The organism is Burkholderia theae (assembly GCF_048565265.1).
Classification (GTDB): Bacteria; Pseudomonadota; Gammaproteobacteria; order Burkholderiales; family Burkholderiaceae; genus Burkholderia; species Burkholderia theae.
This window is the reverse complement of record NZ_CP183461.1, coordinates 2,079,263-2,101,732: the sequence shown is the minus strand read 5'-3', so window position 1 is coordinate 2,101,732 and position 22,470 is coordinate 2,079,263. Positions and strand designations below refer to the sequence as shown.

At 67.2% G+C, this 22,470-nt stretch carries 22 protein-coding genes; 14 read left to right on the top strand and 8 right to left on the bottom strand.

Going from position 1 to position 22,470, the window contains the following annotated elements:
• Positions 1 to 191: 191 nt before the first annotated feature.
• Genes ACN22W_RS09935 through ACN22W_RS09915 form a run of 5 tightly spaced genes read left to right on the top strand, consistent with a single transcriptional unit; the run spans position 192 to position 5,091 of the window.
• The gene (locus tag ACN22W_RS09935) at positions 192 to 941 is read left to right on the top strand and encodes an FkbM family methyltransferase (protein ID WP_419683920.1); all 750 of its coding nucleotides are present in this window, start codon (positions 192 to 194) and stop codon (positions 939 to 941) included.
• On the top strand, positions 942 to 1,940 hold the full coding sequence (locus tag ACN22W_RS09930; protein ID WP_419683918.1) for a phosphotransferase enzyme family protein: 999 nt from the start codon (positions 942 to 944) through the stop codon (positions 1,938 to 1,940).
• A gap of 1 nt (position 1,941) precedes the next feature.
• Entirely contained in the window at positions 1,942 to 2,820 is an 879-nt protein-coding gene (locus ACN22W_RS09925; protein ID WP_419683916.1) for a radical SAM protein, read from the top strand.
• Positions 2,817 to 3,878, top strand: coding sequence for an asparagine synthase-related protein (locus ACN22W_RS09920; RefSeq protein WP_419683914.1), 1,062 nt, complete (start codon positions 2,817 to 2,819; stop codon positions 3,876 to 3,878). The genes ACN22W_RS09925 and ACN22W_RS09920 overlap by 4 nt, the downstream gene beginning before the upstream one ends.
• A 7-nt stretch (positions 3,879 to 3,885) precedes the next feature.
• Positions 3,886 to 5,091 carry a glycosyltransferase gene (locus ACN22W_RS09915; RefSeq protein WP_419683912.1) on the top strand — a complete coding sequence of 402 codons (1,206 nt, stop codon included), beginning with the start codon at positions 3,886 to 3,888 and terminating at the stop codon, positions 5,089 to 5,091.
• Here the strand turns inward: ACN22W_RS09915 and ACN22W_RS09910 are convergent.
• Positions 5,048 to 5,737, bottom strand: a complete 690-nt coding sequence (locus ACN22W_RS09910; protein ID WP_419683910.1) for a cephalosporin hydroxylase family protein — start codon at positions 5,735 to 5,737, stop codon at positions 5,048 to 5,050. The genes ACN22W_RS09915 and ACN22W_RS09910 overlap by 44 nt on opposite strands.
• Here ACN22W_RS09910 and ACN22W_RS09905 point away from each other — a divergent pair.
• Positions 5,736 to 6,722 (top strand): phosphotransferase, encoded by a 987-nt coding sequence (locus ACN22W_RS09905; protein WP_419683908.1) that lies wholly within the window; start codon positions 5,736 to 5,738, stop codon positions 6,720 to 6,722. The genes ACN22W_RS09910 and ACN22W_RS09905 overlap by 2 nt on opposite strands.
• Before the next feature lie 20 nt (positions 6,723 to 6,742).
• Here the strand turns inward: ACN22W_RS09905 and ACN22W_RS09900 are convergent, their stop codons facing one another.
• On the bottom strand, positions 6,743 to 7,318 hold the full coding sequence (locus ACN22W_RS09900; protein WP_419683906.1) for a polysaccharide deacetylase family protein: 576 nt from the start codon (positions 7,316 to 7,318) through the stop codon (positions 6,743 to 6,745).
• An 85-nt stretch (positions 7,319 to 7,403) separates the two neighbouring features.
• Entirely contained in the window at positions 7,404 to 7,961 is a 558-nt protein-coding gene (locus tag ACN22W_RS09895; RefSeq protein ID WP_419687405.1) for a hypothetical protein, read from the bottom strand.
• 298 nt (positions 7,962 to 8,259) lie between these two features.
• Between ACN22W_RS09895 and ACN22W_RS09890 the strand changes: the two genes are divergently transcribed.
• Positions 8,260 to 8,739 (top strand): DUF2501 domain-containing protein, encoded by a 480-nt coding sequence (locus tag ACN22W_RS09890; protein ID WP_419683904.1) that lies wholly within the window; start codon positions 8,260 to 8,262, stop codon positions 8,737 to 8,739.
• Positions 8,740 to 9,010: 271 nt separating this feature from the next.
• Here ACN22W_RS09890 and ACN22W_RS09885 read toward each other — a convergent pair whose 3' ends face one another.
• Entirely contained in the window at positions 9,011 to 9,376 is a 366-nt protein-coding gene (locus ACN22W_RS09885; RefSeq protein WP_047900785.1) for a hypothetical protein, read from the bottom strand.
• 410 nt (positions 9,377 to 9,786) lie between these two features.
• Here ACN22W_RS09885 and ACN22W_RS09880 point away from each other — a divergent pair, with 410 nt between their 5' ends.
• The 3 genes from ACN22W_RS09880 (at position 9,787) to ACN22W_RS09870 (ending at position 13,244) form a co-directional block, all read left to right on the top strand.
• Positions 9,787 to 11,223: an aldehyde dehydrogenase family protein gene (locus ACN22W_RS09880; protein ID WP_419683902.1), complete on the top strand. Its 1,437-nt coding sequence runs from the start codon at positions 9,787 to 9,789 to the stop codon at positions 11,221 to 11,223.
• 123 nt (positions 11,224 to 11,346) lie between these two features.
• On the top strand, positions 11,347 to 12,537 hold the full coding sequence (locus tag ACN22W_RS09875; RefSeq protein WP_419683900.1) for an NAD(P)H-dependent flavin oxidoreductase: 1,191 nt from the start codon (positions 11,347 to 11,349) through the stop codon (positions 12,535 to 12,537).
• A gap of 65 nt (positions 12,538 to 12,602) precedes the next feature.
• Entirely contained in the window at positions 12,603 to 13,244 is a 642-nt protein-coding gene (locus ACN22W_RS09870) for an OmpW/AlkL family protein (protein WP_129512214.1), read from the top strand.
• Between the two features lie 74 nt (positions 13,245 to 13,318).
• On the opposite strand, the gene ACN22W_RS09865 is transcribed toward ACN22W_RS09870, so the two are convergent.
• A complete protein-coding gene (locus ACN22W_RS09865) occupies positions 13,319 to 13,522 on the bottom strand; it encodes a DUF1289 domain-containing protein (RefSeq protein WP_006493160.1) in 204 nt (67 codons plus the stop codon).
• 511 nt (positions 13,523 to 14,033) lie between these two features.
• On the opposite strand from ACN22W_RS09865, the gene ACN22W_RS09860 reads away from it, so the two are divergent.
• From ACN22W_RS09860 to ACN22W_RS09845, 4 genes are all read left to right on the top strand, one after another.
• The gene (locus ACN22W_RS09860) at positions 14,034 to 15,128 is read left to right on the top strand and encodes a polyamine ABC transporter substrate-binding protein (RefSeq protein ID WP_193098457.1); all 1,095 of its coding nucleotides are present in this window, start codon (positions 14,034 to 14,036) and stop codon (positions 15,126 to 15,128) included.
• Positions 15,129 to 15,213: 85 nt separating this feature from the next.
• On the top strand, positions 15,214 to 16,374 hold the full coding sequence (locus ACN22W_RS09855; protein ID WP_419683894.1) for an ABC transporter ATP-binding protein: 1,161 nt from the start codon (positions 15,214 to 15,216) through the stop codon (positions 16,372 to 16,374).
• On the top strand, positions 16,371 to 17,297 hold the full coding sequence (locus tag ACN22W_RS09850; RefSeq protein ID WP_129512211.1) for an ABC transporter permease subunit: 927 nt from the start codon (positions 16,371 to 16,373) through the stop codon (positions 17,295 to 17,297). The genes ACN22W_RS09855 and ACN22W_RS09850 overlap by 4 nt, the downstream gene beginning before the upstream one ends.
• Complete coding sequence (locus ACN22W_RS09845) at positions 17,294 to 18,115, top strand: ABC transporter permease subunit (protein WP_419683892.1); 822 nt, start codon at positions 17,294 to 17,296, stop codon at positions 18,113 to 18,115. Before ACN22W_RS09850 ends, ACN22W_RS09845 begins: the two co-directional genes overlap by 4 nt.
• Positions 18,116 to 18,210: 95 nt before the next feature.
• On the opposite strand, the gene ACN22W_RS09840 is transcribed toward ACN22W_RS09845, so the two are convergent.
• From ACN22W_RS09840 to ACN22W_RS09830, 3 genes are all read right to left on the bottom strand, one after another.
• Positions 18,211 to 19,821: a ricin-type beta-trefoil lectin domain protein gene (locus ACN22W_RS09840; protein WP_419683890.1), complete on the bottom strand. Its 1,611-nt coding sequence runs from the start codon at positions 19,819 to 19,821 to the stop codon at positions 18,211 to 18,213.
• Between the two features lie 140 nt (positions 19,822 to 19,961).
• Entirely contained in the window at positions 19,962 to 20,768 is an 807-nt protein-coding gene (locus tag ACN22W_RS09835) for a sulfite exporter TauE/SafE family protein (RefSeq protein ID WP_343492324.1), read from the bottom strand.
• 18 nt (positions 20,769 to 20,786) lie between these two features.
• Positions 20,787 to 22,457, bottom strand: a complete 1,671-nt coding sequence (locus ACN22W_RS09830; protein WP_419683887.1) for a TIGR01244 family sulfur transferase — start codon at positions 22,455 to 22,457, stop codon at positions 20,787 to 20,789.
• Between the last annotated feature and the right edge of the window lie 13 nt (positions 22,458 to 22,470).

Genomic DNA, 22,470 nt, shown 5'->3' with positions numbered 1-22,470 from the left:
GCGGAACGGCCGGAAACGCATCAAGCCCGCATCGACAACATTGTCGATGCGGGCTTTTTCATTTCCGCCTCGGCGAGGCCTGACGGCGTTGCTCATTCCAGTTTCCTCTGGTTAATCGACTTCAGGTAAATTACCCACCGAACGCCAATCTCGAACCTCCAATCCCCATCCCGACCCGGAGCCGCCCCTCGATGCAGGACCATCCTTTCCCGCTCGACCTGTCCGGCCTTGCGCCAAGCCTGTATGCGCAGGGCACCGAGGAAAGCATCCTGGCGCGGCTGATGGAGCGGATCGCGCCGGTCAACCGCTTCTGCGTCGACATCGGCGCGAGCGACGGCCTGCGCAACAGCAACACCGCGCGGCTGCTGCGCGAACAGGATTGGGCCGGCGTGCTGGTGGAAGGCAGCGCGTACCGGTTCGGCAAGCTTGCCGCCCACTACGCAGGCGCCGATCGCGTGCACCTGCACCATGACCGCGTCCAGCCCGACACGGTCGACCAACTGCTTGCCGACGCGAACACGCCGGCCGACTTCGACCTGCTGTCGATCGATATCGACGGCAACGACTACTGGGTGTGGCGCGGCCTGCAGGCGTTTCAGCCGCGCATCGTCGTGATCGAATACAACCCGTACTACACGCCGCCCGAGCGCTGGGTCATGTGCTTCAATCCGGACCACGAATGGGACGGGTCGACCTATTACGGCGCCAGCCTCGAATCGCTCGTGCACCTCGGCCGAAAGAAGGGTTATGAACTCGTCTGCTGCGACGACATGGGCAACAACGCGTTCTTCGTGCGGCAGGATCTGTATCCGCTGCTCGGCATCGTGAACAACGATCCGTCGGTGCTGTTCCGGCCGGCGATGTACAAGCTGCGCTACGTCGGCCACAACACGTTCCTGAGCGGCCATCCGTATCGGCACGGGCCGGCCGAGCACATCTGAATGGGCCCGCTCGCCGCCACCTTCGACGAAATTCGCGACGCCTATGCGCTTGGCCGAAGTGGATCGCCGCATCAGGTCGGCGAACGTGTCTGGCATCTGCCGGCCGATGATGGCGGTGTCGCGATCAAGCTCTACGCACTCGAGCATCATGCGCGCGCGGCCAAGGAAGCCACTGTCCTTGCGCATTTCGAGACGCATGGCGATGCCCGCTTCCGTGTGCAGACGCTGAAGCGCACGACGGCCGGCGCACTGCTGTGGACGGGCGCGGGCTCGCACGCGATGCTGACGCACTGGGAAGCCGGACAGTTCAGAACCTACGATACGTTTTCGCCGGCCGAATGGGATGCGCTCGGCGCGAGCCTGGCCGCGTTGCATCTGAGTCTCGAGCGGCTTCATCTGCCGTCGCTCGACACGATCGGCGCGCGGCTGACCGCGATCGATGCGGATGCGGTGCGCCGCAGCCTGCTGGACGCGCTGGATCGCGCGCGCTCGAACGACGGCGCAGCGAACCTGCGTCGTTATGTCGAACTCGCGCTGCGCATGCTCGATCGTTATTATCCGGGCAGCATCGAAGCGTTTCCCGCCGACGATCCGCAGCATCCGATCCACAACGACTACAACCAGTTCAACTATCTGTTCGCGGACGCGGGTACGTCGCCGCCGCTCATCCTCGACTGGGAAGCGGCGATCGGTGCGCCGCGCGAATACGAGCTGGTGCGTTGCCTGAACCATCTGCCGCTGGAGGCGCCGCATCTGGCGGAAGCCTTCGTGCTCGCGTATCGGCGGGTGAGGCCGGTGAATCCGGCGCGTATCGCGTGGGCGGTCGATGCCGCGTGCCTGCAGCACGCGCTCAAGCTGTGGGTCGTGCAAGGCTGGCTCGACGATCCGTCGCGCTTCGCCGCGCACCTGAGCGGCGCGGTGACGATGGCGTCCGCGATGGTGGACGCGCGCGACCGTCTCGTCGAATTCTTTTCCCGTTGCGTGCAGGCAGGAAGCTGAAGTGAATGCGAATCTGAACCGGGTTTCGAATCCGACGCCGTCCGGCGAGCGGCAGCATGTCTTTCCGCCGCCGCTGGACCGCGATTACCGCGTCGAAGACGGGCGCGTCAGGACGCGCTCGCTGGAAGCGCATATCGTCGATCACTGCAACCTGACCTGCGCGGAATGCTGTTCGCTGTCGCCGCTGCTGCCCGAGTGGTATGCGAGCCCCGATTCGGTCGAGGCCGATCTGCACAAGGCCGCAAAGGTCCTGAGCCCGCGCGTTTTCAAGCTGGTCGGCGGCGAGCCGCTGCTGCACCCGGCGCTCGTCGAACTCATCGGGCGCGTGCGCGACACGGGTATCGCGCCGGTGATCTCCGTCACGACGAACGGCCTGAAGCTGGGCGAGATGTCCGACGCGTTCTGGCAGGCGGTGGATGCGCTGACGATCTCGCGTTACCCGAAGCCGTCGCTTTCGCCCGACCTGATCGCGCATGTCGAGCACCAGGCCGCGCGCTTCGACGTGCGCCTGAACTGGAAGGTGCAGGACGTGTTCACGACGATGAATCGCGCACAGCCCGGCACGGACCGCGACGACGCGCAGCGTCTCTATCACGATTGCTGGATCCGCGAGCGCTGCCATATGATTCGCGACGGCATGTTCTACACCTGCACGCGTCCGGCGCATTTCCATACGCTCTACAAGGGCGAGAAGGATTTCCGGTCCGACGGCCTGCCGCTGCGTGACGATGCGGACATGCTCGACGCGATGCTGGCCTATCTGCAACGCGAGGCGCCGCTCGAAGCGTGCCTGCATTGCCAGGGCGGCAGCGCGCCGGTGGCGCCGCATCGCATCCTCAAACGCATTGAAGTGGACACCTTGAAGGCTCGTTATCCATGATCGTCGGCACGCGCGACCTGTTCGGTTTTGATCGTCTGCACTACCATCCGCGCACCGGCGTATCGGCATCCGGCATCCGGGCCGTCCTGCATGCGTCGGGGCAACCGGCCGGCGCGCCGGACACGGCCGCCATCGCGGGCTACCTGAGCGGTGAGCGTCCCGTCGACCGCACCGTGCTGCGCGACGTGCTCGCCGTGCCGCCCGGCCATGCGCTGATCCGTTCGCCGCAAGGTCTCGCGGTGCAGCCGGCACCGGAACGGCCGCAGCGCGCCGATCTGGAAACCGTGCTGCGCGCATCGCTGCAACGCGTGCTCGACAGCGGCAAGCGCGTCGCGCTGGCCCTGAGCGGCGGGCTCGATTCGGCGCTGCTGCTCGCGTTGCTGCGCGAACTCGGCGCGCAGCGGCACGTGACGTCCTACATCCTCGCGACCGACATGCCGGACTATTGCGAACGCGATGCGGCACTCGAACTGGCCGAGCAGATGCAGGCGACGGTGAAGATCGTGCGCGCGAACGAGGCCGATTTCGTGGCCGCGCTGCCGAGAACGACCCATGCGGTCGAGGAGCCGATGTTCAACCTGCATCCGGTCGCGAAGCTGCTGCTGGCCGAGGCGATGGCCGCGGATGGCGTCGAGGTGGCCATCACCGGAGACGGTGCGGATCAGGTGTTGCGCCGCGACCGGTCGGCCAACTACCTGCCGCTGTGCCATGCGTTGTTCGATGCGGCGTCGGTCGACCTGCATCCGCCGTTTGTCGACGATGCGGTCGTCGCGCATCTGACGAGCGTCGAACCCGACCTGAACAAACAATGCCTGCGCGATCTGGGTGCGCGCCTGAACCTGCCGGACCGTCTCGTGCACGGCCCCAAGCGCGGGCGGCTCGCGCCGGCGATGGACCTCACGGCGCTGCTCGATCGCGACCGCGCGTGCGCGCTGGCCGACACGCTCGGTCTTGCCGCGCCCACGCTGCACGCGGATACCGAACGCGTGCTGTGGACGACGCTGATGCTGATCCTCGATCACTTCGATCATCGCGATGCCGCGCATCGCCCAACCTGAAACGCTCATGAAACGCATCCTGTTCTGCGTGGTGCCCGAGAAGGGGCACGTCAATCCCTGTATCGGCCCGGCCCAGCATCTGCGCGCCGCCGGCTGCGACGTCGCGTTCTATGCGCCGGCCGACATCAGCGCGCAGCTCGATGGCGCCGGCGATTTCGCCTTCGTCGGGCCGCGCGAGACACCCGAACGCCACGACCTGTCGCGCGGCGCGAGCTTCGCCGCGAACATCCGCGACGCCGACTGGCTGCGGCACTGGATCCGCACGCTGCTGATCGACCTCGCGCCCGCGCAGGTCGACGGTATCCGCGCGGTCCTGCGCGAATGGCAGCCGGACGTGGTCGTGATCGATCCGCTGCTCTATGCGGCGGCGATTGCGGCCGAACTGGAAGGGCTGCCGTGGGTCTCGATGTCCAATTCGCTGAATCCGGTGTTGCCGGACGATCTCGATTCGGAGCTGCTGCGCACGGTGCGCTGGCTCGCACCGGAACGCACGCGCCTGTTCGCGCGCTACGGTCTCGACGCGCGTTTTCGCGGTTGCGACATCCTGTCGCCGCATCTGACGCTCGCGTTCACGACCGACGCGCTGGTCGGTGCGCCGCCGCCCGGTGTCGAACTGGTCGGCCCCGCGCTGCCGTCCGGCCCGCGCGGCGACGAGACGACGTTCCCGTGGGAACGCCTCGATGCGGATCGCCCGCTCGTCTACATGTCGCTCGGCAGCCAGCTTTACTACCACCCGGACGTGTTCGCGAAGGTCATCGACGCGACGCGCGCGACGTCGGCGCAACTGGTGCTGTCGGTGGGCGAACTGGTCGATTCGGATCTGCTGCCGACCGGTGACGCGCGCGTCGTCGCGGTGCGTTATGTGCCGCAACTGGCGCTGCTGCAGCGCACGCATGCGTTCGTCAGCCACGGCGGCGCGAATTCGGTGATGGAGTCGCTCGCGTGCGGCGTGCCGATGTTGCTGTCGCCGTTCTGCAACGACCAGTTTCATTCCGCGCACTTCGTCGAGCGGGCCGGCGCCGGATGCGTGCTGGATCTGCAGCAGGCTGGCGTGGCGGACATCACCGATGCGCTCGAACGGCTGTTGCGTCCCGGTTCGTTGCGCGAGCATGCGGCGCGAATCCGCGCGAGCTACGCGCGTGACGGCTCGGCGCAGGCCGCGCGCCTGATCAGCGCACTCGCTTCAGGAAGCCGCCTGGCGACAGCGTCATGAGCACGCGGTCCTCGATGTCCTCGTCGACTTCGAATCGTGCGTCGCGGGCGAGAAATTCGCGCGCGGCCGTGGCCGGGTTGTTGCCTTTGCCGTACGGCTTGCCGTCGAACATCGATGCCGGCAGGTACTCCATGATGGTATCCATCACGATCGCGTAGCTGCCGGGCGTCACGAGTGGCGCATAGCATTCGAGTTCGCGCAGCACGTGTGCGTGGGTATGCGTGAGATCGAGGATCGCCATCACGCGCGCACCGTCGACGATCTGTGCGCGCACCGACGCGAGCGTGTCGGCCGTGCACGATTCGCCTTCGATCAGCACCATGCGATGGGCGAGCCGGTGCGATTGCAGGCGTTGCCTGACCTCGTCGCGCAGGCGCGGTTCGATCGCGACGACGCGGCCGTGCTCGCCCGCCAGTTCCAGCATCGACGCGGAGAACACGACACCGCCGCCCGCCGCGATGCCGGTCTGCACGATGCAGTCGGGGCGCGTGCGCCAGATCAGTTCCTGGAGCGCGAGCATGTCGCCGGGCAGGTGGAAGAAGCGCTCGCCGAGCCAGCGCGTCTGGAACAGATGGTCGAATTCGGCAGCGCGCGTCAGCCATTCGATGTTGATGTCCCGCATGCGGGCCGAAGGACGCTCTGACATGGTCAATGCAACGAGTAGGAGTGACGTGAAAACGCTGGAATCCTGGCTTCACCGGCACTGGAACCTCAGGCCGGCGCGCATGCAGGCGCTGCCGTCGGGCCATACTAACAAAACGTATCTCGTCGAGTGCGATGCGGCGCGCGCGGTGCTGCGCGTGTCGTGGTCCGGCAAACCGGTCGAGCAGGTGCATCGCGAAGCGTCGATACTCGGCCATCTCGGCCGCTCGCGCACGGCGCCGATGCTGCCCGCGCTGCCGCGATTGCGGTCGACCGTGGATGCGCAACCCGGTGTGCAGGCGCCCGATGGAAGCTGGCTGCATCTGTTCGAGCATATCGACGGCAGTCCCGGCTTGCCCGACGATGCGCAGGCGGGCGCGATCGATGCGATGCGTGCGCTCGCGCATCTGCATGCGGCGCTGGCGGCGATCCCCGCGAGCGAATCCGCGCCGCTGGCTTGGCTGTCGGCGCGCCATGCGCGCGTCTCGGCGCGTGCGATGCCGTCGTTGCCAGCCGACTTGAGCAGCCATTACGACACGATGATCCGGCGGATCGGCGCGCATCTCGACGCCGCGGCACGCTGGCTGACCGGGCCGGTGCATTGGCTGCACGGCGACTATCACGCGGGCAACCTGCTGTATGTGGGCCATGCGGTAAACGGCGTGCTCGATTTCGACGATGTCGGGCAGGGCGCGCAGTGGCTCGAGACGGCCTTTGCGCTGTTCGCGCTGTCGCGCGATGCGGGCAGGGACGATCGCTTCGTGTTCGATGCGCAACGATGGGAAGCCGGGCTGCAGGCCTATGCGGCGATGCGGCGCGATGCTGCGCCGGACTGGATGCGCGACAACCGCGCTGCGCTGATGGCCCTGTTCTGCGCGGACCAGACGCTGATCCATCTGGAAGCCGCACAGCGCGGCCTGTGGATGCCGGGGCCCGGCATCGGATTTCTCGGTGGCTGGCGGCAATTGCTGGATGGTGCGACGCCCTGAAGCTGGCAGGTCGCCCTGTGTCAGTCCCGGAGATTCAGGAACAAGCGCACGGCTTCGACCGTATTGGGCCGCGCTTCGCCATGCCGCGATCCGTCGTGCATGCAGAACAGCACGTCGCGATGCTGTGCCGCGCTGGCGTCGACATGTGCGCACATCGCGTCGCACAGCGCCTGGGGCGACGGTGCCGGCCGCTGCCAGTCGTCCAGTATCGCGGTCCAGCCCGTGTGTTCGCGCCGCAGCCGTGCGAGCACGCCGGCGCGATTGTCCTGCGGCATCAGTCCGTAGGGAAGGCGCAGCGGGATCGCGTCCGGTGCGGGAACGCCGGCCCGGTGATAGGCCTCGCGAATCAGCGCGTCGGTCGCCTCGATTTCGTCGATCAACACGTCGTCCGGCAGCGCGCCCGGCCTTGCATGCGAATGAGTGTGATTGCCGAGCCGATGACCTTCGCGCGCCATTCTCGCCGCGACGTCGAGCGCGCCCGCGAGGTTCTGGCCGAGCAGGAAGAAGGTCGCCTTGCACGACGCGGCGTGCAGCACGTCGAGCAAGGGTAGCGTCGACGGGCCGGGCCCGTCGTCGAAACTGAGCTGGATGGACATCGCGGATGGGCGCGTCGTTTCAGGTGTACCGGACGAACGATAGCGCATTCGTGCCGAATGGCGGCCAGCGAAGCGACCGGGCCGCCTACTGAAGCGGCTCGATGGCCAGCGGACAGGTACCGACCGGACGCAGCCGCGTGCCGGTCCATTCATAGAAGAACCGGGCGGCCTTCGCGTTGTTGTCGTCGCAGTCGTCGTTGAAGCAGCCCGCGACGATCAGCAGTGCACTGCCGGCGCGGAAATCGACGCGTTCGTCGTCGTTGCCCATGACGCCCGCGATCGCGTTCACGCCGGGCATCGTGTAGGTCGCGCCCGTGTACTTGTCGACGATCGCGAAATTCCGGCAATCCGTTCCGCAGCCCCAGATCGCGACGCGGTAGTGGCCGGCAAAATTGGCCGGTTTCGTGAATTCGTCGCGAATGACGGTGCGATACAGGCGGGCTTCCTTGCTGGTCAGCCTGGGCGCTGCGGCCGGCTTGCGCGGCGCGCGTGCGGCGGGTGCCGGATAGCGGTCGAACGAAGGTGACGGGCATGCGGCGGCAGCCGTCGCTGCGGGCGGGGGCGCAGCATGGGCCGGGCCGGAACCGGTTATCAGCGCGGCCGATGCACCGGCGATCAGCAGAAATCGATAGGCGAGCGCCACGCGAGCATCCTTCATGTTCGAGGTTGAGATCGGGCCGGGGGCCCGAACGGCCGACGACGATTCTATGACGCTTTGCGTGTGCCGGCGACACGGAATGGCGTTCGCGCGCGCGTGCCTTCAGTCGCGCATCGAACCGGCCGTGCGCGATACGTCTCCCCGTCAAGCATTGTCAAATCGCGGCGATATATCACGATGCCTGACGTTTCAGGCCGTGCACGAAGGCTGTCATGTCCGGGTCGATTGAGTATCCTTGAATTCGATTTGCGGTACTCATGCAGTCACAACCGGGAGGCTTCACATGAATCCACGTCTATACCGCGCGACCGTTGCCGGCGCGCTGATCGGATTGCTCGCGCCGTTTTCGGTGGCCCATGCGCAGCTTGGCGACGTCCTGAAGCAGGTCGGCGGCGGTGGCGATTCGGGCGGTAGCGCGGGCGGTGCGCTCGGTAACCTGGGCGGCCTCGGCAGTGCGCTGACGGGCGGTGGCGGTTCGTCGCTGATGCCGGGCAGCACCGGCAACGTCGCGGGCCTGCTGCAGTTCTGCATCCAGAACAACTATCTCGGCGGCGCGTCCGGCGGCGCATCGTCGGTGAAGGACGCGCTGATGGGCAAGCTCGGCGGCAATGCGTCATCCGACAGCGGCTACACCAGCGGTGCGAGCGGGATCCTCGATGCCGGCAACGGCAGCAAGCTCGACCTGAGCGGCGGCGGCCTGAAGCAGCAGGTGACCAAGCAGATCTGCGACAAGGTGCTGTCGCAAGGGAAATCGCTGCTGTAAATGCGGGGACGTGCGCCCTGCAACGGGGCGCACGATATCGAACACCCGCGCGACGGATTCGCGGCATGACCGCGTGATTGCCGCCCGCGCAGGCATTTACCCGCAAATGGGGCGCGGCGTATGTCCGGCGCGTCGCTTCGACGACCGTCATTCGATCCGCCGCTCCATGCAGGGAACGGGGCTGGTCGGGCGCTCCGGTCGTGCCGGCGATTGACGGCGGCAGCCGCTACGGGCTGGCCAACCGCCGTTTGTGTACCGCCCGCCGCGCGCGTCAATCGGCCAGCCGCTTGTCCGCGAGCGCCTTGCAGCAGTCTTCGTACACCCATTGCACGAGTTTCGCCCGATAGTCGAGATCGTCGGTATCGACGATTTCCTCGACCGCGTCGCGTGCCCATGACGCATCGACGAACCCGGCGTGCCGCTTCGCGATGTCCTGCGCGAGCGCCGCGAGCTTGGCGACCGCGAGCCAGTCGGCCTGACGGTGATGGCGATCGAGCCAGCGGTGCGCGGCCTGAACCTGGAACGTGGCGTCCGGCCACGATTCGTTGAGGTAAAACGCGCCGAGATTGCCGCAGGTGAGCCAGCAAAGCAGCTCCAGGCGGTCTTGCGAGCCGAGGGTATGGGATGCGTCGGACATGGCAGCGCTCACGAAATGCAGGGATTCCGGGCGGCACCGGTCGCAATGGGCCGGTGCCGATAATAAAAACATAGCACGATGCGGGCCCGGCCGCGCACCCGGGAGGATGCTGACGCGGCGACGGCGAAACGGACGCTGCGCCGACGTTCACGGCCGGCGTTCACAGCCGACGGCGCAGCGCGGATGCGGCAGCGGTCGGCGTTCTTTCGAATGACTGTCAATCGTCACACCAGTCGACCGCAACGCTCGTTAGAATGTCGGCTTCCCCGAAGCACGGGACCCGATGCGAAGCGCAGGTGCTGAAGCGCCCGCTCCAGCCGACTTGAGCGCTAACTTTGGCCGACCGCACAAGGCATGGGACCAGAGTAAGCGCTGAAGCGCTAACCCTGATCGACAGGAGACGCAGCACGATGAAAATCTACGACCAGTTCTATATCGACGGCGCATGGCGCAAACCGGCCGGAACCGGCACGATCGACGTGATCGACTCGGGCACCGAAGCCGTGATCGGCCGGATTCCGGAGGGCGTCGCTTCCGACGCGCAGGATGCGATCCGCGCGGCGCGTGCGGCCTTCGACGCATGGGCGGCCACGCCGGCCGCGACGCGCGCGGGCTACCTGCGCAAGATCGTCGAGCATCTGCAGGCGCGCACCGAGGAGCTCGCGCAGTCGATCACGGGCGAAGTCGGCATGCCGATCAAGCTGTCGCGCGCGATCCAGGTCGGCGGCCCGATCTACAACTGGAAGGCGTACGCGAAGCTCGCCGAGTCGTTCGAATTCGAGGCGCAGGTCGGCAACTCGCTCGTCGTGCGCGAGCCGGTCGGCGTCGTCGCGGCGATCACGCCGTGGAACTACCCGCTCAACCAGGTCACGCTGAAGGTCGCGCCGGCGCTCGCGGCGGGCTGCACGGTCGTCCTGAAGCCGTCCGAAGTCGCGCCGCTCAACGCATTCATGCTCGCCGAGGCGATTCACGAAGCCGGTCTGCCGCCCGGCGTGTTCAACCTCGTGTGCGGTTATGGCCCGGTGGTCGGCGAGGTGCTGGCGACCGATCCGGACGTCGACATGGTGTCGTTCACGGGCTCGACGCGCGCCGGCAAGCGCGTGGCCGAACTGGCGGCCGCGGGCGTCAAGCGCGTTGCGCTCGAACTGGGCGGCAAGTCGGCGTCGGTGATCCTCGACGACGCCGACTTCGCGACGGCGGTGAAGGGCACGGTCAACGCGTGCTACCTGAACGCGGGCCAGACCTGCTCCGCGCATACGCGGATGCTGGTGCCGGAAGCGCGTTACGAAGAGGCGCGCGCGATCGCAAAGGCCGCGGCCGAAACGTACGTCGCTGGCGACCCGCGGCAGGACGCGACGCGCCTCGGCGCGCTCGCGTCGGCCGTGCAGCAGCAGCGCGTGCAGGCGTATATCCAGCGCGGCATCGACGAAGGCGCGGAACTCGTGACGGGCGGCACGGGCCTGCCGGAGGGGCTCGCGAAGGGCTTCTTCGTGAAGCCGACCGTGTTCGGCCGCGTCGACCCGAAATCGACGATCGCGCAGGAAGAGATCTTCGGGCCGGTGCTGTCGATCATCACGTATCGCGACGAAGACGAGGCCGTGCGGATCGCGAACGATTCGCCGTACGGGCTCGGCGGCGCGGTATGGGCCGGCAGCGACGAACGTGCGATGGGCGTCGCGCGCCGCATCCGCACGGGGCAGGTCGACATCAACGGCGGCACGTGGAACGGCGCCGCGCCGTTCGGCGGCTACAAGCAGTCGGGGCATGGCCGCGAGAACGGCGTGTACGGGCTCGAAGAGTATCTCGAGTACAAGTCGATGCAGCTCAAGCCAGCGAAGCCGGCCTGAGCGCTTCGCCGCGCATGAACCGGAAACGGCACGCTCGCGTGCCGTTTTTTTATTGACGCGCGTCAAGGTGCGCGGCGGTGGATCGTCGATCATCGCGGTTCCGATGTTCCGACGAGGTTTCAGATGACCGTACGCAGTTCCTTTCCGCCGCTGACGATTCGCGGCCGCACCTTGTTGCCCGTCGTGCAGGGCGGCATGGGCGTCGGCATCTCCGCACACCGGCTGGCGGGCAGCGTCGCCCGCGAAGGCGCGGTCGGCACGATCGCGAGCATCGATCTGCGCCACCATCATGCGGACCTGCTCGCGCGGTGCCGCGCGCAACCCGATCGCGTGACGCTCGAAAGCGCGAACCTCGATGCGCTGGCGCGCGAGATCCGTCTCGCGAAGACCTACAGCGAAGGGCGCGGGATGATCGCGGTCAACGTGATGAAGGCCGTGAGCGCGCATGCGGACTACGTGCGCGTCGCGTGCGACGAAGGCGCGGACGCGATCGTGATGGGCGCGGGCCTGCCGCTCGACCTGCCCGATCTCACGCAAGGACACGATATCGCGCTGATCCCGATCCTGTCGGACAGCCGCGGGATCGCGCTGGTGCTGAAGAAGTGGATGAAGAAGGGGCGTCTGCCCGATGCGCTCGTGATCGAGCATCCGGCGCATGCGGGCGGCCACCTCGGCGTCACGCAGATCGACGACATGCACGACCCGCGCTTCGATTTCGCACGCGTGCTCGACGAGACCGCGCAGGTGATGGCGTCGCTCGGCCTCGCGCGCGAGACGATCCCGCTGATCGTTGCGGGCGGGATCAACAGTCACGACACGGTGCGCGCGGCGTTCGCGGCCGGCGCGAACGGCGTGCAGGTCGGGACGCCGTTCGCGGTGACGGAAGAGGGCGACGCGCATCCGGATTTCAAGCGCGTGCTCGCCGACGCGACGCCCGACGACATCGTCGAATTCGTCAGCGTGACGGGGCTGCCCGCGCGCGCGGTGAAGACACCATGGCTCGATCGTTACCTGCGCAACGAGACGCGCATTCGCAACAAGCTCGGCGCGCTGAAGCAGCGCTGTCCGACCGCGCTCGAATGCCTGAGCGTGTGCGGGCTGCGCGACGGCATCGAGAAGTTCGGCCATTTCTGCATCGATACGCGGCTCGCGGCCGCGTTGCGCGGCGACGTCGCGAACGGGCTGTTCTTCCGCGGCCGTGAAGCGTTGCCGTTCGGTCGCGCGATCCGCAGCGTGCGTGACTTGCTCGACCTGCTGCTGACAGGCCGTGCGACCGAGCCTGCGGCAAACCGTCCCACGTTTACGCTGGCTTGACGGATATCAAGATGTCGAAAAGACCCTACGAGGAGAATGGAAACCATTCTTTGGGGGTCCGTACCATGCATAAAACGATTCGAACTTGTGTCACCGCTGCCGCCGTCGCGGCAAGCCTCGTCGCGATGCCTTCGCTGTCGCACGCAGCGTCGCCGGGCGACGGCATCAATCAGGGTGACGTACTGGTTCGACTGCGCGCGATCAGCATCCAGCCTAACGAGCGCGCGAGCGACACGCTGGGTGCACTCAACGTCGGCGTGAACAACGCGATCGTGCCCGAGCTCGACTTCACGTACATGATCCGCGATTACCTCGGTGTCGAGCTGATCCTCGGCACGTCGCGGCACCAGCTGACGTCGAGCCTCGGCAATCTCGGCGGCGTGGGCGTGCTGCCGCCGACGCTGCTGCTGCAGTATCACTTCAACCATGCGGGCAAGGTGCGTCCGTACGTCGGCGCCGGGTTGAACTACACGTACTTCTACAACAACGGGCTCAACGTCGGCGGGGAGGGCGTGTCGATCAACAAGAGCAGCTTCGGCCCCGCGCTGCAGTTCGGTGTCGACGTGCAGTTGACGAAGAAGGTGTTCATGAACGTCGACGTGAAGAAGATCTGGATGAGCACCGATGCGACGCTCGGTGACAAGGGCATCGGCACGCTGCACATCGATCCGCTGATCGTCGGCGTGGGCGTCGGGATGAAGTTCTAGACGCGGCGGGAAAAAACAGAGTTGGGGTTGGCGGCATGGCAGTCGGCATGCCGCTTTTTTTTTGCGCGGCGGATTTACAGCTTGTCGTACTGGAAGCGCATCGCGGTGCCTTCGCGCGTGATGCGCTCCCACACCGCGCGCTTTTCGTCGTCGCTCAGGAACACCCAGTTCGATACTTCGGCGGCCGTGCGGCCGCAGCCCTTGCAGACTTCGTCGAAGAGGGTCGAGCACACGCCGATGCAGGGGCTGTCGGGCAAGTCGTGGAGATTGGAGGCCATCGGGAGGGTTCGCGCAGTTGAATCGTCAGCCGCCATTTTAATGCATCGCGGCCGCCCGGTCGGGCGGGTGCGGCCGGCATGCTGTACCGGTGCAGAGCCGTGACAGTACGACCCCGCACCGGCAACGGCTTGCCGGCGGGATCGCCAGCCGGCCCCGGGCCCGGGTGCGCGCGACACGCGTCGCGATTTCACCGGCGAAACACGCAGCGTGTGCTCCCGCCGAACGGGCCGCGCGCCCGGCGCGCGAACGTCATTTCGCCACCGTCGGTTTTTCCCTGTGGACAGCCGCTGATTACCCGATAAAATTCCCCCGGAACACCCCGCCGCACGGGCGGCCTGACTGGCCGGCGGCGGGAATCTGTTCCGTTTGCGCGACACCGGCATGATTTTTTTGTGACGTAGCGCGAATGGTGGTAGTTTTCGGGGTTTTCGAGGGGCGGAGCACCAGAATGCGCCGCCATGACGAGGCAGACGGCAGCCGGACAACGTGTCCGGCCGGAGGGAGAGCGGGATGAAAGCAAAGGTAGTGGGCCGGTTCGCAGCGCTCGCGCTGTGCGTGGGTGCATCGGCGGCAGCAGCGAAGGATACGCAGCTTAATGTCTATAACTGGTCCGACTACATTGCGAAGGACACGATCCCGAACTTCGAGAAGCAGTCGGGCGTGAAGGTCCGCTACGACAACTACGACAGCGACGACACGCTGCAGGCGAAGCTGCTGACGGGCAGCTCGGGCTACGACATCGTCGTGCCGACCAGCAACTACGCGGGCAAGCAGATCGCCGCCGGCATCTTCGCGCCGCTCGACAAGTCGAAGCTGCCGAACCTCAAGTATCTCGATCCGCAACTGATGGCGCTCGTCGCCGGCGCGGACCCGGGCAACAAGTATTCGGTGCCCTGGGCGTACGGCACGACGGGTCTCGCCTACAACCTGACGAAGGCGCAGCAGGCGCTGGGCAAGGTCCCGCTCGACAACTGGGACATCCTGTTCAAGCCGGAAAACCTCGCGAAGCTGAAGACCTGCGGCGTGTCGGTGCTCGACGCACCCGACCAGATGTTCGCGGCTGCGCTGCACTACATCGGCAAGGATCCGATGAGCACGAACCCGGCCGACTACAAGGCCGCGATGGACGTGCTGAAGAAGATCCGCCCGTACATCACGCAATTCAACTCGTCGGGTTACATCAACGACCTGGTCGGCGGCGACATCTGCTTCGCGTTCGGCTGGTCGGGCGACGTCGTGATCGCGAAGCATCGCGCGATCGAAGCGAAGAAGCCGTACAAGGTCGAGTACTACATTCCGAAGGGCGGCGCGCCGGTGTGGTTCGACGTGATGGCGATCCCGAAGGACGCGAAGAACAAGGATGCCGCGCTGCAGTGGATCAACTACATCGAGGATCCGAAGGTGCACGCGGCGATCACGAACGCGGTGTACTACCCGAGCGCCAACGCCGAGGCCCGCAAGTACGTGCGGCCCGACGTCGCGAACGACCCGGCCGTCTACCCGCCGGCCGACGTCGTGAAGACGCTGTTCCTGCTCAAGCCGCTGCCGCCTGAAATCCAGCGCCTGCAGACGCGTCTGTGGACCGAGCTGAAGTCGGGCCGCTGACGCGAGCGAAGTGAACCAGCAGTCATGAAGCCCCTGGTGCCCCCGGGGGCTTTGTTCGTCAAACGCAGGAGAGAAGCAGCACATCATGAATAGCCAGTCGGGTGCGCCGGTCGCGGGCGCGCCGTTCTCCGTTTCCTCCTCCGGCGCCGATGCGCGCGCCGAGAACTTTGTCCAGATCGTCGACGTCGTCAAGAAATTCGGCGACACCGAAGCCGTGCGCAGCGTCAATCTGACGGTGCGCCAGGGCGAGCTGTTCGCGCTGCTCGGCAGCTCGGGCTGCGGCAAGTCGACGTTGCTGCGGATGCTCGCGGGCCTCGAGACGGTCACGTCGGGCAAGATCCTGATCGACGGCGAGGACCTCGCGCAGATGCCGCCGTACAAGCGGCCCGTGAACATGATGTTCCAGTCGTATGCGCTGTTCCCGCACATGTCGGTCGAGTCTAACGTCGCATTCGGCCTGAAGCAGGAAGGCGTGCCGAAGGCCGAGCTGAGGGAGCGCGTCGCCGCGGCGCTCGAGCTCGTGCAGATGGGCAAGTACGCGAAGCGCAAGCCGCATCAGCTGTCGGGCGGCCAGCAGCAGCGCGTCGCGCTGGCCCGCTCGCTGGTCAAGCGCCCGAAGCTGCTGCTGCTCGACGAGCCGATGTCCGCGCTCGACAAGCAGATCCGCCAGCGCACGCAGATCGAGCTCGTCAACATCCTGAACAAGGTCGGCGTCACCTGCATGATGGTCACGCACGACCAGGAAGAAGCGATGACGATGGCGAATCGCCTCGCGGTGATGAGCGAAGGGCAGATCGTGCAGATCGGCTCGCCGAACGAAGTGTACGAATATCCGAACAGCCGCTTCTCGGCCGAATTCATCGGCTCGACGAACCTGTTCGACGGCGTGACCGTCGAAGATGAACCCGACCACGTGTACATCGAATCGCCGGAACTGCCGAGCCGGCTGTACGTGAGCCACGGCATCTCGGGCCCGCTCGGGATGCCGGTCACGGTGTCGGTGCGCCCCGAGCGGATCGCGCTCACGCGCAAGCCGCCCGAAGGCGCGTTCAACTGGGCGCGCGGCAGGATCAGCAACGTCGCGTACATGGGCGGTTATTCGCTGTATCACGTGAAGCTCGACGCGGGCAAGACGGTGATCGCGAACGTGTCGAGCCTCGCGATTTCCGAGCTCGACACGCCGGCGCTCGGCGACGAGATCTACGTGCGCTGGAGCGCGACCGCGGGTGTGGTGCTGACGTCATGACCACGTTCAAGTCCCTGCTCGAGTGGCCGGTGCGGCGCTTCAACCTGACGGGCGCCACGGCGGTCGTCGCCGGGCCGTTCACGTGGCTCGTGCTGTTCTTCCTCGTGCCGTTCGTGCTGGTCGTCAAGATCAGCTTCGCGGAGCTGCAGCTCGGCATCCCGCCGTACACGGAGCTCGCGTCGTACGCGGACGGCGTCGTGCACGTCGCGCTGAACCTGTCGCACTACGCGTTCCTGTTCACGGACAGCCTGTATTTCGCGACCTACGTGAATTCGGTGTGGGTGGCCGCGGTCACGACGCTGCTGTGCCTGCTGCTTGGCTATCCGATGGCGTACTACATCGCGCGCTCGAACCCGGCGACCCGCAACCTGCTGATGATGGGCGTGATGCTGCCGTTCTGGACGTCGTTCCTGATCCGCGTGTATGCGTGGATCGGCATCCTGAAGAACAACGGCCTGCTGAACAACTTCCTGATGGGGATCGGGCTGACCCATACGCCGATCGAGCTGTACCGCACGAACTACGCGGTGTACATCGGGATGGTGTATTCGTACCTGCCGTTCCTCGTGATGCCGCTCTACGCGCACCTCGTGAAAATGGACCTGCGCCTGCTCGAGGCCGCGTACGACCTCGGCGCCAAGCCGTGGAAGGCGTTCGTGCAGATCACGCTGCCGCTGTCGAAGAACGGGATCATCGCGGGCTGCCTGCTGGTGTTCATCCCGGCGGTGGGCGAGTACGTGATTCCCGAGCTGCTCGGCGGCGCGAACACGCTGATGATCGGCCGCGTGATGTGGAATGAGTTCTTCAACAACGCAGACTGGCCAATGGCGTCGGCCGTGACCTGCGCGATGGTGCTGCTGCTGCTCGTGCCGATGGCGATGTTCCAGCATTTCCAGGCGAAGGAGCAGGGGGGCCGTCGATGAAGCCGAATCGTTACCTGCAGTTCGCGGCGCTGTTTGCCGGCTTCGCGTTCCTGTACATCCCGATCATCAGCCTGATCGTCTATTCGTTCAACGAGTCGAAGCTCGTCACCGTGTGGTCGGGCTTCTCGTTCAAGTGGTACGCGGCGCTGGTGCAGGACGACGAGCTGCTGACCGCCGCGTGGCTGTCGTTGAAGATCGGCGTGCTGACCGCGTTCGCGTCGGTGTTCATCGGCACGTGGGCCGGCTTCGTGCTCGCGCGGATGGGCCGCTTTCGCGGCTTCGCGCTGTTCAGCGGGATGATCAACGCGCCGCTCGTGATTCCCGAGGTGATCCAGGGGATCTCGCTGCTGCTGCTGTTCATCGAACTGGCGAAGTGGATCGGCTGGCCGGCCGAGCGCGGGGTCTTCACGATCTGGCTCGGCCACGTGATGCTGTGCATCTCGTACGTCGCGATCATCGTGCAGTCGCGCGTGCGCGAGCTGAACCCGTCGCTGGAGGAAGCCGCGCTCGATCTCGGCGCGACGCCGCTGAAGGTGTTCTTCACGATCACGCTGCCGCTGATCTCGCAGGCGCTGATCGCGGGCTGGCTGCTGTCGTTCACGCTGTCGATCGACGACCTCGTGCTGTCGGCGTTCCTGTCGGGCCCCGGCTCGACGACGCTGCCGCTCGTCGTGTTCTCGCGCGTGCGCCTCGGGCTGAACCCGGAGATGAACGCGCTCGCGACGCTGTTCATCGTCGCGGTGACGGCCGGTGTCGTGATCGCGAACTTCGTGATGCTGCGTCAGGAACGCAAGCGGATGGCGGGGTTCGCGACCTGACGGTTGCGTTGCTTGCAGCAATGAAAAACGCCCGGTGCCGACGACGAGTCGGGCCGGGCGTTTTGTTTGGCGGGCTGCGTGTGCTGCAGCGCCGGTCAGTACGCGAAGCTCTTGCTGGGTGTCGTCCAGACTGCGGTGGCGGCCGTGCACGGCTGGAGGCTCAGCGTGCCGCCGGCCGCGGGCGCGAGGCAGCGGCCGGTCTGCGAGACGAGCTGCGCCGAACCCGGTGCGGTGCCGGCTTTCACGCGCCATTGCTGATCGGCTACACCGGCGGTACAGGTGCGCAGCAGCGCACCGTTGCCCGCGCCGGCTGCCTGCGCGGTGAGGCAGTAGCTGTACTTCGTCTGCAGCGTGCCGTCGCTCGCGACGACCCACAGTTGCGGATTGAAGTGCGTGCCGCCGGACGTGCGCACCGACGCGAGCGTCGGGCAGGCGCCGAGCGCCGCAGGATGGCCGTCGGCGAGACCGCCCGACGCGGTCAGGCACGCGCCGCTTGCTTTCACGAGGCCGGCTGCCGATTGCTGCGGGCCGCCGATCAGCGTCGCGACGCCGTTCGATACGGACGCATTCGCATCGCTTGCCGGACAGGTCTTGTTGACGGTGACCGACGGTGCCGGCACGGCCACCGCGTTGCCGATTGCGTCATAAGCGCGAATGCTGAACTGCGCATCGGTGTGCGCGATCGACGTGCAACTCGTGCGGCTCGAGTTCCAGTCGAAATACTCGACCCACTGGCTGATCGACGAAACCGGCACCTGCGTCTGCGTCGTGCCGACGTAGATGCTGCCGATGTCGAAGCTGTCGCCGGTCGAGCCGGGCGTCACGTCGGTGACGTTGCTCTTGAACCAGCCGGGGCCCTGGGCCGTGTCCGGCGTGATGCGGAACCGGTAGGTGTGGCCGGCCTGCCAGTCGTAGCGGTAGCGGCACTGCGCGCCCGCGCTGCCGTCGGTCGCCGAGCCGCTGACCGTGCAGTAGCTGCCCGCGCCGATGCCGGCACTGGCCGGCGTGCCGGGTTTTGCGGCCGTCGCGCCCCACAGGCTGAACAGGAATTGCCGGCCGGTGCCTTCGCTGGCCGATACCAGTTCGGTCGACTGCAGGCCGGTGTAGCCGTTCAGCGAATTGACCTGGTTCGACCAGAACACGTTCGAGTTCGGGCCGGGGTCGGTCCGCGGCGTGATGAACAGATCGAGCGTGCCGACGCTGCGCACGGTCGACGGGAACCACGTGTTGCTGTAGAGCCCCGGCGTCGAGCCGAGGAAGCCGGACAACGTCGGCGCGGTGCTGGCGGACAGCGTCGCGAGACCGGGTGCCGGGTTGCCTGTGACGGTGAAGCTGCGCGCGCCTGCAGGCGGCAGCGACGCGACGGGCGGTACGTCGAGCGTGAAGCCGAGCGTGCACGTGCCGCCGGGCGGCACTGTCACGCCGGACAGCGCGACCCGCGACGCGCCGTCATCCGTCAGCGTGCCGCCGCACGTGCTGGTGAGGCCGTTCGCGGTGAAGCCGGCGGGCATCCCGATGAAGAGCCCGGCGGCGGCAGGCGCGGCACCGGTGTTGGCGAGCTTGAGCGTTGCCTTGTCGGTCCCGCCGACCGACGGCGAGAGCGTGGCGAGCGTCAGTGCGGCGGTGTAGGCGGGTGTCGCGAAAGCGGTGAGTGGGGCGAACAGCAGCGCGGCGATCGCCGCGCATCCTCGTGTGCTTGCTTGCATGCCGGAGCTCCATTTTCTTTATTGGATTCGATGCGTGTGCAACAGCGTTGCGAGACGACTCTAGCACGCGGATTCCGGCAGCCATATGAACAAATCTGAGCGACGGCGGTGACGGGCACGGTCGATGCCCGTGCGATCGATCACGCGCCGAATGCCGCCTTCGCCAGCAACCCGAGCGCGACGCACACGAGCACGGCCGCGAAGCCGGCCTGCACGTGCCGCGCGGCGAGGTGGCGCGATGCGCCGCGGCCGGCAGCCATGCCGAGCGCGGTCGCGACGGTGAACCACAGCGTCACGTCGAGCGGCGCGTGCGTGCCCGACACGAGCGTCGCGAACACGCCGCCGGTGCCGACCAGCGCGATCACCATCAGCGACGTCGCGACGACGCCGTGCATCGACACGTTCGTGAACTTGCGCAGCATCGGCACGATCACGAAACCGCCGCCGACACCGAGCAGCCCGGTCATCAGGCCCGTCATCGCGCCGGTCGACGCAAGCGCGACGCCGACCGGCCAGGACCACACGAGACGGCCCGTATCGGGATTCACGCGGCCGACGCACAGCGGCGACGCGTCGGCATCGACGGGCGCGTGCCGCAGCGCCTGCCGCAGCAGGCGGCCGGCGACGATCAGCATCGTCAGCGCGAACAGCGCGAGCAGCATGCGTTGCGGCAGCACGTGCGCGAGCCGCACGCCGAGCGTGGTCAGCGGCACGCCGGCCACGGCCATCAGCAGCGCCGCGCGATAGCGCACGAGCCCGCGGCGGAAGCCTTCGAGCGCGCCGAGCGCGGCGCTGCCCGCCACCGCGACGAGCGCGACGGGCGTGGCCTGCTGCATCGGCCAGCTCATGCCGACCACGAGCGCGGGCACCGCGAGAATGCCGCCGCCGGCGCCGGTCAGGCCGAGCACGGCGCCGACGAAGCCGCCCAGTACGAGGGAAATCAGCATGACGTCATCGGGCTCCGGTCAACGTGCGATCGCGGGCTTCGCGAGCCATTCGCGGCCCTTGAGCATCGCCTTCCAGTAGAGCGGCGGCAGCACCCGTTCCTTGAGCAGCCACGCGAGCCGCGACGGGCGCTTGCCGTCGATCAGCCACGCGGGGAAGGTCGGCGCGACCTTGCCGCCGTACAGGAATTCGGCGAGCACGATCTTGCCGCGCTCGACGGTGAGCGGGCACGAGCCGTAACCGTCGTACGCGGCGTCGCCGTGCGCGCGGCCGAGCGACGCGAGCAGGTTGTGCGCGACGACGGGCGCCTGCTTGCGGGCGGCCGCGGCGGTTTTCGCATTGGTCGTGTTGGTGACGTCGCCGAGCGCGTAGATGTCCGGAAACTGCTTGTGCCGCAGCGTCGCCGGGTCGACGTCGATCCAGCCGGCCGCGTCGGCGAGCGGGCTCGCGCGCACGAAGTCGGGCGCCTTCTGCGGCGGCACGACGTGGATCATGTCGAACGAACGCACGACGGTTTCCTTGCCGCCGTCCGGCAGCGCGCGTGCGAACGTCGCGCGGCGCGCGGGCCCGTCGATCGAGACGAGGTTGTGGCCGAACGACAGCGCGATGTCATAGCTTTTCACGTACTCCATCAGCGCGGGCACGTAGTCGGCGACGCCGAACAGCGCACCGCCCGCATTCAGGAATTCGACGTTCGCGGCGTCGAGGTGGCCCGCGCGGCGCCAGTGGTCGCACGACAGGTACATCGCCTTCTGCGGCGCGCCCGCGCACTTGATCGGCATCGGTGGCTGCGTGAAGAGCGCATTGCCGCCGCGGAACGCGCGGACGAGTTCCCACGTGTACGGCGCGAGATCGTAGCGGTAGTTCGACGTGACGCCGTTGCGGCCGAGCGTGTCGGCGAGGCCTTCGATCGCTTCCCAGTCGAGCTTGAGCCCCGGGCACACGACGAGCTTGCGATAACCGATGCGGCGGCAGCCGTCGAGCACGATCGTATGCGCGTCGGGCTCGAAGCCCGCGACGGCGGCCTGGATCCGGTGCACGCCGCGCGGCAGCAAGTCGGTGATTTGGCGCGCGGTCGTCTCGGGCCGGAACACGCCCGCGCCGACCATCGTCCAGCCCGGCTGGTAGTAGTGAACGTCGGCCGGGTCGATCACCGCGATGTCGAGCGACGCGTCGCGCGCGAGCAGGCTCGATGCAACCGCGATACCGGCCGCACCCGCGCCGACGATCACGATGTCGTGCCGCGCGTCGACGGCCGGTGCGGCTTGCCTGCCGCCTTGAGCAACGCGTGACGCGAGCGCGCGCAGGTCGTAGCCGGCTGTATTGGCCGTCGCGACGATGTCGTTCAGCGGGCGCAGGCCGGCTTGCGACAGCGCCCACAGCGTGGCCGAGCGCGTGCCGCTGCGGCAATACGCGAGCACCGGGCCTTCCAGCGACGCGACGAGCGCACCGAACTGCGCGGCCTGGTCGTCGGTGACCTTGCCCGTATCGACCGGCAGGTAATGCACGTCGATACCGAGCGGCGCGGCGGCCGCGCGGATCTCGGCGACGGTCGGCTGGTCGGGGCCTTCGCCGTCGGGCCGGTTGCAGATGATCGCGCGGATGCCCGCCGCGTGCAGCGCGGGCAGGTCGGCCGCCGCGATCTGCGGCGAGACCGACAATGCGTCGGTCAGCTTGCGAATGGTGGTCATGTCGGGGGTCTCG

Coding starts and splice junctions, on each gene's coding strand:
- ACN22W_RS09905 (WP_419683908.1), top strand. CDS start 5,736: ATGGTCAATGCAACGAGTAGGAGTGACGTGAAAACGCTGGAATCCTGG.
- ACN22W_RS09935 (WP_419683920.1), top strand. CDS start 192: ATGCAGGACCATCCTTTCCCGCTCGACCTGTCCGGCCTTGCGCCAAGC.
- ACN22W_RS09915 (WP_419683912.1), top strand. CDS start 3,886: ATGAAACGCATCCTGTTCTGCGTGGTGCCCGAGAAGGGGCACGTCAAT.
- ACN22W_RS09840 (WP_419683890.1), bottom strand. CDS start 19,821: ATGCAAGCAAGCACACGAGGATGCGCGGCGATCGCCGCGCTGCTGTTC.
- ACN22W_RS09845 (WP_419683892.1), top strand. CDS start 17,294: ATGAAGCCGAATCGTTACCTGCAGTTCGCGGCGCTGTTTGCCGGCTTC.
- ACN22W_RS09830 (WP_419683887.1), bottom strand. CDS start 22,457: ATGACCACCATTCGCAAGCTGACCGACGCATTGTCGGTCTCGCCGCAG.
- ACN22W_RS09910 (WP_419683910.1), bottom strand. CDS start 5,737: ATGTCAGAGCGTCCTTCGGCCCGCATGCGGGACATCAACATCGAATGG.
- ACN22W_RS09875 (WP_419683900.1), top strand. CDS start 11,347: ATGACCGTACGCAGTTCCTTTCCGCCGCTGACGATTCGCGGCCGCACC.
- ACN22W_RS09920 (WP_419683914.1), top strand. CDS start 2,817: ATGATCGTCGGCACGCGCGACCTGTTCGGTTTTGATCGTCTGCACTAC.
- ACN22W_RS09855 (WP_419683894.1), top strand. CDS start 15,214: ATGAATAGCCAGTCGGGTGCGCCGGTCGCGGGCGCGCCGTTCTCCGTT.
- ACN22W_RS09885 (WP_047900785.1), bottom strand. CDS start 9,376: ATGTCCGACGCATCCCATACCCTCGGCTCGCAAGACCGCCTGGAGCTG.
- ACN22W_RS09870 (WP_129512214.1), top strand. CDS start 12,603: ATGCATAAAACGATTCGAACTTGTGTCACCGCTGCCGCCGTCGCGGCA.
- ACN22W_RS09860 (WP_193098457.1), top strand. CDS start 14,034: ATGAAAGCAAAGGTAGTGGGCCGGTTCGCAGCGCTCGCGCTGTGCGTG.
- ACN22W_RS09890 (WP_419683904.1), top strand. CDS start 8,260: ATGAATCCACGTCTATACCGCGCGACCGTTGCCGGCGCGCTGATCGGA.
- ACN22W_RS09850 (WP_129512211.1), top strand. CDS start 16,371: ATGACCACGTTCAAGTCCCTGCTCGAGTGGCCGGTGCGGCGCTTCAAC.
- ACN22W_RS09865 (WP_006493160.1), bottom strand. CDS start 13,522: ATGGCCTCCAATCTCCACGACTTGCCCGACAGCCCCTGCATCGGCGTG.
- ACN22W_RS09835 (WP_343492324.1), bottom strand. CDS start 20,768: ATGCTGATTTCCCTCGTACTGGGCGGCTTCGTCGGCGCCGTGCTCGGC.
- ACN22W_RS09880 (WP_419683902.1), top strand. CDS start 9,787: ATGAAAATCTACGACCAGTTCTATATCGACGGCGCATGGCGCAAACCG.
- ACN22W_RS09930 (WP_419683918.1), top strand. CDS start 942: ATGGGCCCGCTCGCCGCCACCTTCGACGAAATTCGCGACGCCTATGCG.
- ACN22W_RS09900 (WP_419683906.1), bottom strand. CDS start 7,318: ATGTCCATCCAGCTCAGTTTCGACGACGGGCCCGGCCCGTCGACGCTA.